Origin of the sequence: Pseudomonas sp. 91RF, from assembly GCF_003576265.1 — a bacterium.
Classification (GTDB): Bacteria; Pseudomonadota; Gammaproteobacteria; order Pseudomonadales; family Pseudomonadaceae; genus Aquipseudomonas; species Aquipseudomonas kribbensis.
Map to the genome: position 1 here is coordinate 155,315 of NZ_QWFC01000032.1, position 17,728 is coordinate 173,042.

Annotated in this window: 16 protein-coding genes; 7 read left to right on the forward strand and 9 right to left on the reverse strand. The window is 61.2% G+C overall.

From position 1 onward, the window contains the following. Positions 1-9: 9 nt before the first annotated feature. From DXT77_RS17730 to DXT77_RS17755, 6 genes are all read right to left on the reverse strand, one after another. Positions 10-1,251 carry an SfnB family sulfur acquisition oxidoreductase gene (locus DXT77_RS17730; RefSeq protein WP_119428598.1) on the reverse strand — a complete coding sequence of 414 codons (1,242 nt, stop codon included), beginning with the start codon at positions 1,249-1,251 and terminating at the stop codon, positions 10-12. 209 nt (positions 1,252-1,460) lie between these two features. Further along, on the reverse strand, positions 1,461-2,225 hold the full coding sequence (locus DXT77_RS17735) for a hypothetical protein (protein WP_119428599.1): 765 nt from the start codon (positions 2,223-2,225) through the stop codon (positions 1,461-1,463). 475 nt (positions 2,226-2,700) lie between these two features. Next, positions 2,701-3,450, reverse strand: a complete 750-nt coding sequence (gene tcyN / locus DXT77_RS17740) for an L-cystine ABC transporter ATP-binding protein TcyN (RefSeq protein WP_114881002.1) — start codon at positions 3,448-3,450, stop codon at positions 2,701-2,703. Positions 3,451-3,454: 4 nt separating this feature from the next. Beyond that, positions 3,455-4,120, reverse strand: a complete 666-nt coding sequence (gene tcyL / locus DXT77_RS17745; RefSeq protein ID WP_119428600.1) for a cystine ABC transporter permease — start codon at positions 4,118-4,120, stop codon at positions 3,455-3,457. Further along, positions 4,120-4,920, reverse strand: a complete 801-nt coding sequence (gene tcyJ / locus DXT77_RS17750; protein ID WP_119428601.1) for a cystine ABC transporter substrate-binding protein — start codon at positions 4,918-4,920, stop codon at positions 4,120-4,122. Before tcyJ ends, tcyL begins: the two co-directional genes overlap by 1 nt. 246 nt (positions 4,921-5,166) lie before the next feature. Beyond that, positions 5,167-6,171: a D-cysteine desulfhydrase gene (locus DXT77_RS17755; protein WP_119428602.1), complete on the reverse strand. Its 1,005-nt coding sequence runs from the start codon at positions 6,169-6,171 to the stop codon at positions 5,167-5,169. A 190-nt stretch (positions 6,172-6,361) separates the two neighbouring features. On the opposite strand from DXT77_RS17755, the gene epsC reads away from it, so the two are divergent. Further along, complete coding sequence (gene epsC / locus DXT77_RS17760; RefSeq protein WP_085712695.1) at positions 6,362-7,288, forward strand: serine O-acetyltransferase EpsC; 927 nt, start codon at positions 6,362-6,364, stop codon at positions 7,286-7,288. 377 nt (positions 7,289-7,665) lie between these two features. Continuing rightward, positions 7,666-9,627 (forward strand): choline transporter BetT, encoded by a 1,962-nt coding sequence (gene betT, locus DXT77_RS17765; RefSeq protein WP_170931615.1) that lies wholly within the window; start codon positions 7,666-7,668, stop codon positions 9,625-9,627. Between the two features lie 24 nt (positions 9,628-9,651). On the opposite strand, the gene DXT77_RS17770 is transcribed toward betT, so the two are convergent. After that, positions 9,652-9,912, reverse strand: coding sequence for a hypothetical protein (locus tag DXT77_RS17770; protein ID WP_114881008.1), 261 nt, complete (start codon positions 9,910-9,912; stop codon positions 9,652-9,654). A 268-nt stretch (positions 9,913-10,180) separates the two neighbouring features. Here DXT77_RS17770 and DXT77_RS17775 point away from each other — a divergent pair, with 268 nt between their 5' ends. Next, positions 10,181-10,363 carry a type II toxin-antitoxin system HicA family toxin gene (locus DXT77_RS17775; RefSeq protein ID WP_065261145.1) on the forward strand — a complete coding sequence of 61 codons (183 nt, stop codon included), beginning with the start codon at positions 10,181-10,183 and terminating at the stop codon, positions 10,361-10,363. Positions 10,364-10,422: 59 nt separating this feature from the next. Further along, positions 10,423-10,824, forward strand: coding sequence for a type II toxin-antitoxin system HicB family antitoxin (locus tag DXT77_RS17780; protein ID WP_085684410.1), 402 nt, complete (start codon positions 10,423-10,425; stop codon positions 10,822-10,824). Between the two features lie 22 nt (positions 10,825-10,846). On the opposite strand, the gene DXT77_RS17785 is transcribed toward DXT77_RS17780, so the two are convergent. Then, positions 10,847-11,884: a LacI family DNA-binding transcriptional regulator gene (locus tag DXT77_RS17785; protein ID WP_119428603.1), complete on the reverse strand. Its 1,038-nt coding sequence runs from the start codon at positions 11,882-11,884 to the stop codon at positions 10,847-10,849. A 206-nt stretch (positions 11,885-12,090) separates the two neighbouring features. Between DXT77_RS17785 and DXT77_RS17790 the strand changes: the two genes are divergently transcribed. The 3 genes from DXT77_RS17790 (at position 12,091) to mgrA (ending at position 16,806) form a co-directional block, all read left to right on the forward strand. Beyond that, on the forward strand, positions 12,091-14,316 hold the full coding sequence (locus DXT77_RS17790) for a TonB-dependent receptor (RefSeq protein ID WP_119428604.1): 2,226 nt from the start codon (positions 12,091-12,093) through the stop codon (positions 14,314-14,316). Between the two features lies 1 nt (position 14,317). After that, a complete protein-coding gene (locus DXT77_RS17795) occupies positions 14,318-15,637 on the forward strand; it encodes an LLM class flavin-dependent oxidoreductase (RefSeq protein ID WP_119428605.1) in 1,320 nt (439 codons plus the stop codon). A gap of 131 nt (positions 15,638-15,768) precedes the next feature. Continuing rightward, positions 15,769-16,806 (forward strand): L-glyceraldehyde 3-phosphate reductase, encoded by a 1,038-nt coding sequence (mgrA, locus tag DXT77_RS17800; protein WP_119428606.1) that lies wholly within the window; start codon positions 15,769-15,771, stop codon positions 16,804-16,806. Between the two features lie 48 nt (positions 16,807-16,854). Here the strand turns inward: mgrA and tauD are convergent, their stop codons facing one another. After that, entirely contained in the window at positions 16,855-17,697 is an 843-nt protein-coding gene (tauD, locus tag DXT77_RS17805) for a taurine dioxygenase (protein ID WP_119428607.1), read from the reverse strand. Between the last annotated feature and the right edge of the window lie 31 nt (positions 17,698-17,728).

The following is a 17,728-nucleotide window of genomic DNA, read 5'->3' on the forward strand; positions in this document are numbered from 1 at the left end:
TTCTGGTCGTCAGATCCAGGAATGGCGAGCCGGAAGTTTTCCGTTCAGGCGGTAAGCGCCGACCGCGTGGTACTTCCAGCGCACCGGGTCGTGCAGGGTGTGGACCCGGGCGTTGCGCCAGTGGCGGTCGAGGTTGAATTCGGCGAGGGTGGCGCGGCTGCCGGCCAGTTCGAAGAGTTTTTCGCTGGCCAGCAGCGAGATCTCGGTGGTCAGCACCTTGGCTTCAGCCACGGCAATCGAGGCGCGGGCGGCGGACTCGGCGGTCAGTGGTGCGGCGTGCACCTGATCCAGCACTTGCCCGGCCTTGCGCAGCAGCGCTTCGGCGGCGTGCAGTTCGATTTTCAGTTTGCCGATGTCGGCGATCACGTAGAGATCGTCACTGGCGCGCTCGACCTTGGCGTCGATCCACGGCCGGGCGCGGGTCTTGACGAATTCGATGGCGTCATCGATGGCGCCACGGGCGATGCCGGCGTCGATGGCCGCTTGAATCAGCTGCGAAACCGCGCCCTGGGTGTTGGGCTTTTCGTTGATCTTCCAGTTATCCACCACGAGGCCTGCATCGACCCGCACGTTGTGCAGCAGGATCGTGCCGCTGGCGGTGGTGCGCTGGCCGAAACCCGACCAGTCATCGACGATGCGCAATCCCGGCGTGCCGCGACGGACGAAGGCCAGCACTTGCTTGCCGTCATCGTTGAGTGCCTTGACCGCGACCCAATGGGCGAAAAGGGCGCCGGTGGAGTAGAACTTCTGGCCGTTGATCACGTAGTCATCGCCGTCGGCGGTGATGCGCGCTTTCAGTTCCAGGGTGTCTTTGGTGCCGCGTTCAGGCCCGGCATTCCCGATGCGCCAGCCTTCGAGCACGCTCTGCAGCAGTTGCTGTTTCTGCTCTTCAGTGGCGCTGCCGAGGATCAGGTTGATGATGCCGAACTGGTTCTGCGGGATCTGCCCCAGTGCCGGGTCGGCCGCGGAAATGATCGCGAACACCTCGGCCAGGGTCACGAAGGAAACCTGCGGGCCGCCGTACTCGCGCGGAATCGCGATACTGCCCAGGCCGCTGCGGGTGAACTGTTCGATCTCCGACCACGGCAGCTTGCGCTGGCGGTCGCGTTTGGCAGCCTGCACGCGGGCGACTTGCGCCAGTTCATGGGCAGCCTTGATGGCTTGAGCGTCGTTGCGCAGCACTTGCGCGGGCAACAACAACGGGGCGATGTCCAGGTCACTCTGGACGTTTGCGTCTGCCAGACTGGACATCAGTACCACTCCTTGGCTGCACGCAATGCCCTGGCGATCTGCACTGGGGTGATTGAGTTCCGGACCATGTTACCTACCTCACATCTCATGAAAAACGCCGCAAAAGTGCGGCGAACGAAAGAATGTCCGGTGGTCCGGTTCATATACCCTAAGCGCGTATAAAATTTAAATAAACTAACTTTTAGGAATATGTATAGAAGATCGAAAGCTCACCTGGCTTTGCGCTCCGCAGCCATGGGAGTCTGCCTCGGCTGTGCTCTCAGATAAGGATTCACGCAGCCAATCTTCAGTGTGCGTGGCGGTGCCCAGCGCGAGTTGTTGCCGACCCGGTCGATGATGCAATAGGTCACGTCAAGCCGCAGGTCTTCACCCGCTTCGACGATGACTGCCGGTGGCACCCAGACCTGGATTCCCTGGCCGACATCGGCTTGCGTGACAGGGGGCAGATCCATTCGTGCATCACCCCAGCGCAGGGTGATTTCGTCACCCTCGGCCATGTTCAGGTAAGGCTCGATGGTCAGCGGGACGCCGCGTCTGATCTGGTTCGGGTTGATTCCGCGCCGGCGAATGATCTCGGGCAGGCTGACCGGCAGTAGATACTGGTTTTCCTCTGCGCTGCCTGTTGCGAATTGCCCGCCCGGGCAGTCGAGCTTCACCTGGAACCGGGCGCCGGCCGACAGCACCGGGTTCCTCCCGACCTGCATGACCCGATAGTGCACGCAGGGTGAACCGTTGACGATGAAGCTCTCCGGCACCCTGAGGCTGACCGAGCTTCCGATATCAGCTGCAGTCAGCACACGGGAAGCGACATAGCAGTCATCCCAGAACAGCTCGATCAGATCGCCGCTGTCCATATCGTCATAAGGTCCGATTTCGACCGACAGGTTGGCGGCCGCCATAAGGTTGATTCCAGTCCCGTGGGTTTGCTCCAGGGTCGGTGGTGGCAGTAGCGGGATGTTTGAAATGCAGGTCATCGGTTTCTCTCCTTGAAGCCTTGCAGCGAAGTCCGTATCTGAAAGAACGAATGGCGTGAATTAACCGGCAATAAAACTTCAGAGTTGAGCGCAACTTTCAAAGTGTCTTGTTGAACTGGCGTGCGCCGGTTGTTGACTAGATAAGAGTTCGCCGGAAGAGGTGTCAAGCGAGTGGGGTTAGTTAATCCGTGAATTACGGATTAATCAGAAGGTTCCTACGCTGTTGTAGCAGTCGGACTAGGCAGGGAAAGGAAAGAGGCTACAGGTTTTCGCGGTTTTCAGCGTGTTTGACTGTGCGTTCTGGTGAAGGTTGGAATCAAGGCGCGGCGAATTCTATGCGCAGGGAGTTGTTGCAGGACATATATATGTACTGCCTTTGCAAGGGGCGGGTAGTTTATGTTTTGAGAGTAATTTTTTATGTCGGGGAAAACACTACTTCCATCCATGGAAGTGAGTGATGGTGCAATCGAAGTTATCAGCCGTTGTTGCGAAACTTGCTGAGAAACTGTCGTGTGCGTTCTTCTTTCGGATTGGCAAACAACGCCTTGGCTTCGCCTTGTTCGACGATCACGCCCTTGTCGAAAAACACCACGCGGTTGGCCACGTCACGGGCAAATGCCATTTCGTGGGTCACGATCACCATGGTGCGTTTTTCTTCGGCCAGACCGCGAATGGTCGCCAGTACTTCGCCGACCAGTTCCGGGTCGAGGGCCGATGTAGGCTCGTCGAACAGGATCACCTCCGGCTCCATCGCCAGCGCCCGGGCAATCGCCACGCGCTGTTGCTGGCCGCCGGACAGGCGCCGTGGGTAGGCGTCTTCCTTGCCCGCAAGGCCGACCTTGGCCAGCAGCTTCTTGCCCAGGGCAATGGCTGCGTCACGGGGCGTCTTCTTGACCACGATCGGGCCTTCGATGACGTTCTCCAGAGCGGTGCGGTGGGGGAACAGGTTGAAGTTCTGGAACACGAAGCCTACGTGCTGGCGCAAGGTGCGCACCAGATTCTGCTGCTGGTTCAAGGGGCGGCCGGTATCGATCTCGATATCGCCGACCTTGATCCGGCCACTGGTGGGTTGTTCGAGGAAGTTCAGGCAGCGCAGGAACGTGGTCTTGCCCGAGCCGCTGGGGCCGATGATCGCCACGACCTCGCCTTCCTTCACTTCAAGATCGATGCCGTTGAGCACGACTTGACCCTTGAACTGCTTTGTCAGTTTTTCCACGACAATCATGGGGTCAGGACTCCTGGTCGTGCCGATTGACCCGCTCTTCCAGCTTGTTCTGGAAGTGCGACAGCACTGTGGCCAGAATCCAGTAGATCAGCGCGGCGGCAAGATACATGGTGAAGACTTCGAAAGTCCGGGCGGTAATCAGTTGCGCCTGGCGGAACAGCTCCGGCACCTGAATGGTGGCGGCCAGCGCGGTGTCCTTGACCAGTGAAATGAAGCTGTTGCCCAGCGGCGGCAACGCCGTGCGCATGGCTTGCGGCAGGATGGCCCGGCGCAGGGTCTGCGCGCGGGTCATGCCGATGCTTGCTGCCGCTTCCCACTGACCGCGTTCGATCGAACCGATCGCGGCGCGCAGGATTTCACAGGCATAGGCAGCCATGTTCAGCGAGAAACCGATCAGGGCTGCCGGCAACGGGTCGAGTTCCAGCCCCAGTTGCGGCAGGCCGTAATAGATCACGAACAGCTGCACCAGCAACGGCGTGCCGCGAAAGAACGACACGTAGATGCGGGCCAGCCAGCTGACCGATTTGAAACGCGACAGGCGCATCAGCGCCAGGCCAAAGCCCAACAGCAGGCCGAAGAACATGCCGCCCAGGCTGAGGATTACCGTGTAGTACGCGCCCTTCAACAGGAAGGGCGCGGAGTCCAGCGCGAGTTGGAAAGCTGCTTCCATTATTTGGTGACGTCAGCTTGGAAGTACTTTTCCGAGATCTTGGCCAGGGTCCCGTCGGCACGCAGCTCGTCGAGGGCCTTGTTCACGGCCGCCAGCAGCTCAGGCTCGCCTTTGCGCAGGGCGATACCGGATTCCTGACGGGAGAACGCCTGACCGGCCGCTACGGTTTTCGGTGCTTTCTTGGCGTACTCGAGGGCGGCCAGACGGTCGATCAGAATCGCATCGGTACGGCCGTTGTTCAGGTCGGCGAACTTGGTCGGATCATCGTCGTAGGTACGCACGTCGGCACCCGGTACGTTGGCGCGAACCCACTGCTCGTAGTTGGTGCCCAGGCCTACGCCGACTTTCTTGCCGGACAGGTCAGCGGCAGTCTTGATGTTCAGCGCAGCTTCCTTGTCCTTCAGCACCAGCGCCTGAATCCCGGAGATGGTGTACGGCTCGGAGAAGTCATACTTCTTCTTGCGCTCGTCGGAGATGGTCACCTGGTTGACTACAACGTCCAGACGCTTGGATTCCAGCGCGGCGAGGATACCGTCCCACTTGGTTGGCTGGATCTTGGCCTTGACGCCCAGCTTCTTGGCCAGGGCTTCGGACAGTTCGACTTCGAAGCCCGACAGCTTGCCGTCGGCATCGACGAAGCTGAACGGTGGGTAAGTGCCTTCCAGGCCGACGTTGATAACGCCTTTGTCCTTGATCTGTTGCAGTTGCTCACCGGCAACGGCGTTGCTGATCAGACCGGCGCTCAGCGCCAGGCCCAGCGAACCTACCAGCAGATTTCGACGTAGTGCGGAAAGAATCATGACAAGCCCCTGTGTTTTCTTATGGAAGACGCTTAAGGAAAGTTGGCGAATCCGGGAATTGGACGACAGCGCTATCCTGCCTTAAAGCAGCTTATGCGTCTCTCGCGATATTCGCCTGCGGCGAGACTATAAGACTGTTCTTTTAGAATGGAAAATAATGAATTTTCCATTTGTTATTCATTTAATGAATATTAATTCGGGCCGGCGCTTAGCGTTCCCACGCAGGGCGCGGGAACGCGCTCAGGCCTACAGAAAATCCTTGTAGGCAAACAACGCCGGGGCGCCGCCGGTGTGCAGGAAGATGATCGGGCCGTCGTCGAAACGCCCGCGCCCGATGCCGTCGAGCAACCCGGCCATGGCCTTGCCGGTGTAGACCGGATCAAGCAACACGGCGTCCTGACTCGCCAGCAGTTTGACCGCCGCCAACGTACCGGCATTCGGCTCGCCGTAACGCGGGCCGAAGTATTCGTCCCACAGCTCGACCTTGAAACTCTCCGGCAACGCCACGCCCAACAGATCGGCAGTGCGCTCGGCCAGGCCTTGCACTTTCGGGCGTTGATCTTCTTCGCTGCGCGATACCGTCACGCCGATCACCGGCAATTGCGGCAGCACTTCGCTCAAGGCCAGTGCCAGGCCGCTGTGAGTACCGGCGCTGCCCGAAGCCAGGACCACGGCAGAAAATTGCAAGCCGGTGTCCTCGATCTGCTGCGCCAGTTCCAGACCGGCCCGTACATAACCCAGTGCGCCGATGGCGTTGGAGCCGCCAATCGGCACCAGATACGGCTTCTTGCCGTTACTGCGCAGGCGCACGGCGAGGGCGGCCAGTTGTTCGTCGGCGTTGTCGAGGTTATCGACCAGCTCGACTTTGGTGTCGAACAGGTCCAGCAGCAGGCGGTTGCCGTTGCCGGTGTAATTGGCGTCGTCGGTGCCCAGCGGATTTTCCAGCAGGGCCACGCAGCCCAGGCCCAGTTTCGCGGCCAGCGCAGCGGTCTGGCGGACGTGGTTCGATTGCAGTGCGCCGGCGGTGATCAGGGTGTCCGCGCCTTGGGCGAGGGCATCGGCGGCGAGGTATTCGAGCTTGCGCAGCTTGTTGCCGCCCATGGCCAGCGGCGTCAGGTCATCACGCTTGATGTAGACGTCGCGGCCGAGCCAGGCGGACAGGCGTTCGAGTTTTTCCAGTGGGGTCGGTTGGCCAAGCAGGTCGAGGCGGTTAAAGCGGTCCAGCTGTTGTTTGATCGGTTGTGTGGACATGGTTCCGTACTGGCGGAGGAAGATCACAGGACTATAGGCACGCCGATTTACCGGGGCAACCGCCAATCGCTTATAGCCAAATGTGCTTAGGCCAGCACTATCGGTTCTTAATTCGCCTCCGGGGCGTTGCCGTAAAGTAGTGGCCGTTGACGCGGCCAGACAGTCCGGCCGCCCGTGAGGAGTCTTTACCGTGAGCGAGCGTTCCAGCCATTGGCAATTGCAGACCATCGTCAGCCAGCTGCGTACCGCGCGGGATCAGTGGCGTACGCAAAATGGCCGCGCCAGCGGCGAGCAGGGCGGGCGCGAACTGCCGTCCCGTGATGCGATGGCGCAGATTCTCGAAGCCCTGTGCGGCGCGTTGTTCCCGATGCGTCTGGGGCCGGTGGATCTGCGTGAAGAAAGCGAGGATTTTTACGTCGGCCACACCCTCGATGTTGCGTTGAATGCGTTGCTGGCCCAGGCACGACTCGAACTGCGTTACGTCGCCCGCCACAGCGCCCGGGATGACAGCGAAGTCGAGGCGCAGGCCATCCGGATCATTCAGGATTTCGCACTGGCGCTGCCAGGCCTGCGCAGTCTGCTCGACACCGATGTGCTGGCCGCGTATCACGGCGACCCGGCGGCGCGCAGCGTCGATGAAGTGCTGCTGTGCTATCCGGGGATTCTGGCGGTGATCCACCATCGTCTGGCCCACCATTTGTATCGCGCAGGCTTGCCACTGCTGGCGCGGATCAGTTCGGAAATCGCCCACTCGGCGACCGGCATCGATATTCATCCGGGCGCGCAGATCGGCCGCAGTTTCTTCATCGACCACGGGACCGGCGTGGTGATCGGCGAGACCGCGATCATCGGTGAGCGCGTCAGGATCTATCAGGCGGTGACCCTCGGCGCCAAGCGCTTCCCGGCGGACGAGGACGGCCAGTTGCAGAAGGGCCATCCGCGGCATCCGATCGTCGAGGACGACGTGGTGATTTACGCCGGGGCGACGATTCTCGGGCGTATCACCATCGGCAAGGGCTCGACCATCGGCGGCAACGTGTGGCTGACCCGCAGCGTGCCGGCCGGGTGCAACCTGACCCAGGCCAACCTGCAGCATGATGACGGGACGCAGAAGTAGCCTTTGGATCTCCTTCGACTGATCTGGCCCCATCGCGAGCAGGCTCGCTCCCACAGTGAACCGCATTCCAAATGTGGGAGCGAGCCTGCTCGCGATGGGCGTCCACACAAAACCGATAACTGAACGAATCCTTCCAAACCCGCGTCATACCCCTCCCTGAGCCAGCGTACGAAAGCGACCGCTGAGCCCTGCGATTAGTCCTGAGCGTACTATCCATGTTTAACTTGAACGTTCATTCAAGTTAAACCGGTAGCTCGCTGCCCGCTCACAACAGGAGGCTTGCCTTTGCTGAGTCCGATCATTTCAGCCATTTTCCAACCCCTTGAGGTGCACCGTTCATGAGTGCATCGTCCACCCCCGCCAGCGGTCTGGTACGCATGAATCCGCCGGTGTTCTGGTTCGCCGCGACGGTGATCCTGCTGTTCGGCCTGACCGTTATCGCCATGCCGGAACAGGCCGGTGCCTGGCTCCTCGAAGCACAAAACTGGGCGGCCAATACGGTCGGCTGGTACTACATGCTCGCGATGACCCTGTATCTGGTCTTCGTGGTGGTCACCGCGTTATCGGGCTACGGCAAGATCAAACTCGGTGCCGACCACGACGAACCCGAATTCAGTTACCTGTCCTGGGCCGGCATGCTGTTCGCCGCCGGGATCAGCATCACGCTGTTTTTCTTCTGTGTGTCCGAACCGCTGACCCACATGCTCCAGCCGCCGCAAGGCGAGGCCGGCACGGCGGATGCGGCGCGTCAGGCGATGCAGATCCTGTTTTTGCACTGGGGCCTGCACGGCTGGGGCGTGTTCGCCTTTGTCGGCATGGCGCTGGCGTATTTCGCCTATCGGCACAACCTGCCGTTGGCCCTGCGTTCGGCGCTGTACCCGCTGATCGGCAAACGCATCAACGGGCCTATCGGCTACGCGGTGGACGGCTTCGGCATCATCGCCACGGTGTTCGGCCTCGGTGCGGACATGGGCTTCGGCGTGCTCCATCTCAACTCCGGTCTGGACTACCTGTTCGGCATCGCCCACACCCAGTGGATTCAGGTCGGTTTGATCACACTGATGATGGGTGCAGCGATCATCGTCGCCGTCTCCGGAGTGGATAAAGGCGTGCGAGTCATGTCCGACATCAACATGCTGCTGGCCTGTGCGCTGCTGCTGTTCGTGTTGTTCGCCGGCCCGACCCAGCATTTGCTCAACACCCTGATCCAGAACCTCGGTGACTACCTCGGCGCATTGCCGACGAAGAGTTTCGACCTCTACGCCTACGACAAACCGAGCGACTGGCTCGGCGGCTGGACGGTGTTCTACTGGGCCTGGTGGATTGCATGGTCGCCGTTCGTGGGCCTGTTCATCGCACGGATTTCCCGTGGCCGGACCATCCGCGAATTCGTCTTCGGCGTATTGTTGATCCCGCTCGGTTTCACCCTGGCGTGGATGTCGATTTTCGGCAACAGCGCCATCGATCAGGTGCTCAATCACGGCATGTCGGCACTGGGCATGTCGGCCCTCGACAACCCGTCGATGACCCTTTACCTGCTGCTGGAAACCTACCCGTGGAGCAAAACCGTCATCGCGGTGACGGTGTTCATCAGCTTCGTGTTCTTCGTCACCTCCGCCGACTCCGGCACCGTGGTGCTCTCGACCCTGTCGGCCAAGGGCGGCAACCCGGATGAAGACGGGCCGAAATGGCTGCGGGTGTTCTGGGGCGCGATGACCGCACTGATCACCAGTGCGCTGCTGTTCTCCGGCAGCATCGATGCATTGAAATCAGCGGTGGTGCTGACCTCGCTGCCGTTCTCGTTGATTCTGCTGCTGATGATGTGGGGGCTGCACAAGGCGTTCTATCTGGAATCACAGAAGCAGATCGCGCAGCTGCATTCGCTGGCGCCGGTCTCCGGCTCACGACGCGGCAAGGGCGGCTGGCGCCAGCGCCTGAGCCAGGCCGTGCACTTCCCGTCGCGGGACGAGGTGTACCGCTTCATGGACACCACGGTGAAACCGGCCATCGAAGAAGTGACGGCGGTGTTCGTCGAGAAGGGGCTGAATGTCGTTACGCAACCCGATCCGGCTCACGACAGCGTCAGCCTGGAAATCGGTCATGGCGAGCTGCACCCGTTCATCTATCAGGTGCAGATGCGCGGCTACTTCACGCCGTCGTTCGCCCGTGGCGGCATGGGCTCCAAGCAGCTCAACAACCGTCGCTACTACCGCGCCGAAGTGCATCTGAGCGAGGGCAGTCAGGACTACGATCTGGTCGGTTACACCAAAGAACAGATCATCAACGACATCCTCGACCAGTACGAACGGCACATGCAGTTCCTGCACTTGGTCCGTTGATCGGAGCAGGGCGCCGGGACGGTTTCAGGTCTCGGCGCTCAGCACCATGAACAACACCATCGCCGCGATCGGCACGCCAAACACGGCGCTGCCAATCGCAATCTCCGACCCCAGCGGCTGCCCGGCGTGCACCACGCCGACCGCGCCGTTGATCACCGTCAACGCCAGCCATAGCGCCGCGAAACCATAGGCCATGGTCTGACGGCTGAAGCCAATGCGCTCGCCGATGTAGAGCATCAGCGCCAGGAGGATCAGGCCGAAGAAGATGATGATTGCGGTGTGCATGGTCGGGATCTGCCTGTGGATGGGAGTCGTCCTGGCTTTGCTCATGTTGAGCATAGGTCAGCTGTCGGGCTCATGCTGATCGACACATTTCGCCACGTATACATCTGTTTATGAGAGCTGTGTGCCGGGGCGCGTCCACCGCCGATCTGGCGATTAAACACGCGCCTGTCCACTAGGCTAATATTTCTCCAGGTGTGTATGGTGTGTATTGATGAAGAAGGACAGCTCTTAAAGTACGCAGCTCTTGCTGTCGAACAGGGCGAAGGAAATGCGTAGTCGGGAAATGATCAGGATGATCGAGGAGGATGGATGGTACCTAGTCGCCGTCAAAGGCAGTCACCACCAATACAAACATCCGGGCAAGCCAGGGAGGGTGACGATCAAGCATCCGGATTCAGATCTTCCCAAGGGAACGATCAACAGCATCTTGAAACAGGCGGGTTTGAAATGAAGCCCGTCATTGGAAACGAAAGTCCCTTAATGGACATGTCAGAGGAAGGATTCACTTACATGAAATTCCCGGTCGTTCTGCACAAGGATGCCGACTCAGACTACGGAGTGATTATCCCGGATGTACCCGGGTGCTTCTCCGCAGGCACTACGGTAGCCGAAGCTTTTGACAACACTCAGGAGGCACTGGCCTTGCACTATGAGGGATTGGTCGCTGATGGCGCGCCGTTGCCTCGGGTTCAGGACATTGATGCCCATCTCGAGAATCCGGATTACGCCGGCGGTATCTGGGGTGTGGTCGAGTTTGATATCACTCCCTATTTCGGCAAGTCGGTGCGCTTCAACGCGACGCTGCCGGAGCAGTTGCTGGAGCGTATCGATCAGACGGTTCGGCGTGACCAACGCTACAGTTCTCGCTCCGGATTCCTGGCGGCTGCGGCCTTGCGCGAATTGTCGGCTTAGGGCCGACTTACAGGATTTTGGGTCAGGTGCTTTCCCGCTCGATGACTTGGCATTGCAGCAAATTAAGTCGCTGCACCTCATCACTCGGCAGCACGCCCAAACTTTCCAGCACCCGCGTCGCCGCCAGTACACCGATCTCCAGCGCCGGCGGTTTGATGGTGCTCAGGCTCGGCAGCAGCATCTCGGCGAACGGGTAGTCGCCGAAGCCGAGGACGGCGCAGTCGTCGGGGATCTTGAGGCCGGCGCGTTGCCCGGCGAGCAGGCCGCCGGCGGCGAGGTTGTCGTTGGCGAAGATGATCGCGTCAGGGCGGGGTGAGGCGTTCATCAGTGCTTCCATCGCTTGCTTGCCGGCCTCGAACGGGGCGCGATCGGCGTCCGGTGCGAATACCCACGGTTCCAGGCCCAACTCACGCACGGTCGCGGCGTAACCGTCGCGGCGTTCCAGTGCGCTGAAGTCGCCGGGTGCGCTGTTTTGCACAAATGCGATTCGCCGATAGCCCTTGCCGTGTAGAAAACGGGCGGCGCTGACACCTACCTCGAAGTGCGAAAAACCGATCTGCATCGGCTCGCGATCCGGTTGGTAATCCCAGGTTTCGATCACTGGAATATCCGCCTCGGCGAGCATCTTTTCCGTGCCCGTGCTGTGGAAGTGGCTGGTGACTACCAGCGCTGCCGGCGACCAGCCGAGGAAGGCCCGTACCGCGTTTTCTTCTTGCTCAGTGCTGAAGTAACTCGATGCCAGAAGAAGCTGATATCCGTGACGGCTGAGGGTGTCGCTGAAGCCTTGAATGGTGTTGGCGAAGATCGGCCCGGAGATGTTCGGGATCACCATGCCGACGATTTTTCCCCGCGCCGAGGCGAGCCCGCCGGCCACCAGGTTCGGCACATAACCCAGCTCGGCGACCACCGCCGCGATCCGCTCGCGGCGTTCGGGCGAGACCTGCTCCGGCTGATTGAAGTAGCGCGACACGGTGATCGCCGAAACACCGGCCTGGCGCGCCACCGCGTTGAGGGTCACGCGACCGGCGCCACGGCGTTTGCGGGGCTTTTCTTCGCTCAAGGCTCGATCCTTCTTAAAAACAAAAACGCATATAAAAGTAATTTTTCAGTATTGGACGCTCTATGTCCGGCTTGCCAATACTGGCGATGTTAGCGCTAACAAAGCGCGTTGTCTGCTACTCGCTCGAGCGAATGCCCAAGACACCGAGACAGGCGTTGTCGTCGCAGAACGACAGCGGTTCAGGGCAACTTTTCGAGCGGGCAAACATGCACAATATTCCTGGGGCGACACACAAACTGGCGCAATCGATCCGCGCTGCGGGCTGGTTACTCACCGGGCTGGCCGCGCTGCCGCTACCCGCCGCGTTCGCCGCCGACAGCACCGATCAGGAGCCGACACTCAAGTCCGTCACAGTCACCGCCACCCGCCGCGAAGAGTCGCTGCAAAAGGTGCCGGTGGCGGTGTCGGTGATCGACGGCGAGCAACTGGAGCGCGACAACCGCAACAGCGTGGCGAGCATCGTCCAGCAAGTGCCGTCGCTGAACTTCCGCACCGGCGCATCGAACAAGGACACCTCGCTGTTCGTGCGTGGCGTGGGGACGATTTCCACCTCGCCGGGCGTCGAGCCGACCGTGGCCACGGTGATCGATGGCGTGGTCTACGCCCGTCCTGGTCAGTCGACTCTGGATCTGTTGGATCTGGAGCGCGTCGAAGTCTTGCGCGGTCCGCAAGGTACGTTGTTCGGCAAGAACGCCTCGGCCGGCGTGCTGAACATCACCAGCAAGGCACCGACCGCGGAGACCCACGGTTACATCGATCAGTCGTACTACAGCGGCAACGAAAGCCGCACCCGTTTCGGCATCGGCGGCAGCCTGATCCCGGACACGCTCAAGGGCTCGATCAGCACCTTGTTCGGCACTTACGACGGCAATGTCGATAACAAGCACAACGGCCAGGAGGTCAACGGTTACAACCATCGTGGCGTGCGCGGCAAACTGGAATTCACCCCGAACGACGACGTCACCTTCACGCTGATCGCCGACTACATGCAGTCCCACGATGACGGCCCCAATGGCGTCGTCACCAAGTCTCTGACCCCGGCCTTCGCCAATGCACTGAGCCCGGTCAGCGCCACCAGCCATAACCGCGACATCAACACCGACACCCGCACCCACGTCGAAGACACCAACAAGGGCCTGTCCGGCCAGCTCGACTGGCAACTCGGCGATTACACCCTGACGTCGATCACCGCGTGGCGCGGCTGGGACAACACCCAGTATCAGGACGGCGACCGCCTCGGAACAGTAACGGCGGCGTTTCCCGGCACGGCGGACAAGGGCGACCTGGCCTTCGACCAGTACTCGCAGGAGCTGCGTTTGGCGTCGCCGAAAGGCGGGTTCCTCGAATACGTCGGCGGCCTGTTCTACATGCACGGCAAGGATGACGAGACCTATCAGCGCACGCTGACCACCACCACGCGCACCGATCGCGGCGTCGCTGACTACAGCACCACCAGCGACAGCTACGCGGTGTTCGGCGAAAGCACGCTGAACTTCACTTCGGACTTCCGAGGCATCGCCGGCCTGCGCTACACCCACGACGATCTCGAATACGATCACCGTCGCGTCTCCACTTCCGCCACCACCGTCAGCGGCATTCAACCAGCCACCCGCAGTTCCGGTTCGGTGGACGAGGACGGCTGGTCCGGCCGGCTCGGTTTGCAGTACGACCTGAGCGATACCGTCACCACGTATCTGACCTATTCGCGCGGCTACAAAGGCCCGGCCTACAACGTGTTCTTCAACATGCAGCCGCGTGATACCGAGGCGCTGAAACCGGAAACCTCCAATACCTGGGAGGCGGGGATCAAAGCCTCGGCCTGGAACAATCGCCTGACCACCAACCTCGCGGTTTTCCACAGCGACTACGACAACTACCAGGCGAACTTTTTCGACACCGTCGCCGGGCAAGTGGTGACGCGCCTGATCAACGCCGGCAGCGTCAGCACCGAAGGCGTGGAACTTGATTACGCCCTGCAGGCGACCCAGCAACTGAAGTTCTCCGGTGCACTGGCCTACACCCGCGCCCGCATCGACCAGTTCGCCTGCCCGGCGGGCGCGGCGGCGTCGTGCAACGTTAACGGCAAGCCGTTGCCGTTCAGTCCGGACTGGAAAAGCTACGTGCGGGCCGACTACACCATCCCGCTGGAAAACGGCCTGGATATCGAACTCGGCACCGACTACAGCTGGCAGAGCGAAGTGCAGTACGACCTCAGCCAGAACGCCGACACCAAGCAGGGCGCCTACGGACTCTGGAATGCCAGTGTGGCCTTGGCCGATTACACCAACGGCTGGCGCGTGGCATTGCTGGGCAAGAACCTCACCGACAAGTCCTATTCGCCGTTGCTCGCCAGCGGCGGCAACTACATCTACCGCGCCGTTCCCCGCGACGACGAGCGCTACTTCGGCGTGCAACTGCGCAAGGACTTCTGAGATGAGCAGACAGTTGAAACTCGGCGCGTTCCTCATGGCCACCGGGCACCACGTCGCCGCGTGGCGTCATCCGGACGTACCGGCCAACGCCGGACTGGATTTCGCCCATTACAAACGCCTGGCGCAGATTGCCGAGGCGGCGAAGTTCGACACGTTGTTCGTCGCCGACAGCGTCGCCGCGCCAACTCACGACATCGCCAGCCGCATGGCCCGTTCGGATCACTTCGAGCCACTGACCTTGCTCTCGGCGTTGAGCGCAGTGACCGAGCACATCGGCCTGATCGCCACCGCCACCACCAGCTACAACGAGCCGTACCACGTGGCGCGTAAATTCGCGTCCCTCGATCACCTGTCCGGCGGGCGAGCGGGGTGGAATCTGGTGACTTCGGACAATGCCGCCGAAGCACAGAATTTTGGCCGCGAGGAACACATCGGCCACGCCGAACGCTACAGCCGCGCCCGGGAATTTCATCAGGTGGTGACCGGGCTCTGGGACAGTTGGCAGGACGATGCCTTCCTCCGCGACAAGACCAGTGGCGCGTATTACGACCCGGAAAAGCTGCACGTGCTGAATCACGTCGGCGAGCACTTCAAGGTCAAAGGTCCGCTGAATGTCGCGCGTTCGCCACAGGGTCAGCCGGTGATCGTGCAAGCCGGCTCGTCGGAAACCGGGCGTGAACTGGCGGCGCAGACGGCCGAAGTGGTGTTCACCGCGCAAACCTCGCTGGCCAGCGCTCAGGCGTTCTACGCCGACCTCAAGGGCCGCTTGCCGAAGTACGGGCGCAGCGCCGATTCGCTGAAAATCATGCCCGGCGTGTTTGTCGTGGTCGGACAGACGGAAGCCGAAGCGCAGGAAAAATGTGAAACGTTTCAGCAATTGGTCGAACCCGAGGTTGGCGTCGCTCTGCTTGGGCGTATGCTGGGTAACTTCGATCTGTCGAAGTACCCGCTGGACGGGCCGCTGCCGGACTTGCCGCTGACTGAAAGCGGCCAGCAGAGCCGACAGAAACTGCTGACCGAACTGGCCGGCCGCGAACATCTGACGCTGGCCGAACTGGGTCGCAGAATCGCTGGTGGTCGCGGGCATTACAGCGTCGTCGGTACGCCGGCGCAGATTGCCGATCGTTTGCAGGAATGGTTCGAGCAGGGCGCGGCGGACGGCTTCAACGTGCTGGTGCCGCACCTGCCCGGCGGGCTCGAAGACTTCGCCAACGGCGTGGTCCCGGAACTGCAACGGCGCGGGCTGTTCAGAACCGGATACGAGGGCCGGACCTTGCGCCAGAACCTTGGCCTCGCCCGGCCCGGCAACAGATTTGCCTGACCGCTTTGCGATCAATCGCCAGCAGGCTGGCTCCCACAGGAGAACGCATTTCCATGTGGGAGCCAGCCTGCTGGCGATAAGGTCGGAGCGACCTTCAGAGTTTTCAGACAAGACCGACAAGAGAGGATTCGATGACTTACACCGCTGCCGAAAACCGCTATGACTCCATCCCTTACCGCCGCGTCGGACGCAGCGGTCTGGTATTGCCGGCGCTGTCCCTGGGCCTGTGGCACAACTTCGGCGACAGTACGCCGATCGACACTCAGCGCGCGTTGCTGCGCACGGCGTTCGATCTGGGCATCAACCACTTCGACCTGGCCAACAACTACGGCCCGCCCTACGGCAGCGCCGAGACCAATTTCGGTCGCCTGCTGCGCGAAGACTTCAAGCAGTACCGCGATGAGCTGATCATCTCCAGCAAGGCTGGTTGGGACATGTGGCCCGGCCCTTACGGCCAGGGCGGCGGTTCGCGTAAATACGTGCTGGCGAGCCTCGACCAGAGCCTGCAACGCCTCGGTCTGGACTATGTGGATATCTTCTATTCGCACCGCTTCGACCCGGACACCCCGCTGGAAGAAACCGCCAGCGCTCTCGCCACGGCGGTGCAGCAGGGCAAGGCGCTGTACATCGGCATCTCGTCGTACTCCGGGGTGAAAACCCGTGAAATCGCCGCGCTGCTCAAAGAGTGGAAAGTGCCGTTGTTGATTCATCAGCCGGCCTATAACCTGCTCAACCGTTGGGTGGAAAAGGACCTGCTCGACACTACCGACGAACTTGGCACCGGCGTGATTGCATTCACCCCGCTGGCGCAAGGTCTGCTTACCGACAAGTACCTCAACGGCGTACCGGCGGATGCGCGGGTCAATCGGCCGGGCGGTGGTTCGTTGCTGTCTTCGCACTTGTCCGAGGCCAACATCGCCCACGTGCGGGCGTTGAATGAAATCGCCAAACGTCGTGGCCAGAGCCTAGCGCAACTGGCATTGGCGTGGACGCTGCGGGATCCGCGAGTGACCTCGGCGCTGATCGGCGCGAGCCGGCCGGAGCAGATTGTCGAGAACGTCGGGGCGTTGAAAAATCTGAGTTTCAGTGCGCAGGAGTTGGCGGAGATTGACCGGTTTGCCCAGGAGGGTGGGATCAATCTTTGGGAAAAGCCTTCGACGGCGGAATAACAGAACGCTGATCGTTCCCACGCGGAGCGTGGGAACGATCAAAAAGGCTCAACGAAAAAACGGCACATCCCCCAACACCGTCGCCCGCTGCATCACCCGCCGCGCCGGGCGGTAATCATCCACCGCGTAATGCTGCGTCACGCGGTTGTCCCAGAACGCGATGTCATCCTTCTGCCAGCGCCAGCGAATGGTGAATTCCGGCCGCGTCGAATGGGCGAACAGAAACTTCAGCACCGCTTCACTCTCGGTCTCCGACAGCTCATTGATCTTCGACGTGAAGCCTTCGTTGACGAACAGCGAGCGGCGCCCGCTCACCGGGTGCGTGCGGATCACTGGATGTGACAGCGGTGGATTCTTGCGCCGTGCCTCTTCCCATTGCGCCAGTGCTTCCGGCGTGTTGCCGTAACGCTCCAGCGGAAACGAGCGGGTGAAATCGTGAGTCGCGGTCAGCCCTTCGAGCATCGCCTTCATCGGCGTCGACAGCGCTTCATACGCGGCAATCCCGCTGGCCCACAGCGTGTCGCCACCAAACTCCGGCAACAGCTTGGCGCTGAGCACCGCGCCCATGGCCGGGGTCGGCAGGAAGGTCACGTCGGTGTGCCAGATCGCGTTGTCGCGCACGTCGGTGACGGCGGTGTCGAGGATCAGCACTTCCGGTTGTTCCGGCACGTTCGGGTAGATCGGGTGAATGTGCAGGTCGCCGAAATAGTGGGCGAAGCGCGCCTGTTGCGACGGCTCGATCGGCTGATTGCGGAAGAACAGCACCTGATATTTGAGCAGTGCCTGCTCGATGGCGTCGCGCTGTTCCAGGCTCAGCGGCTGGCTGATATCGACGCCGCTGATCTGTGCGCCGAGGGCCGAGCTTAACGGGGTGATGTTCAGGCTGCTCATGGTGGTTCTCTTCAATTCCGGGGCCCCGAAA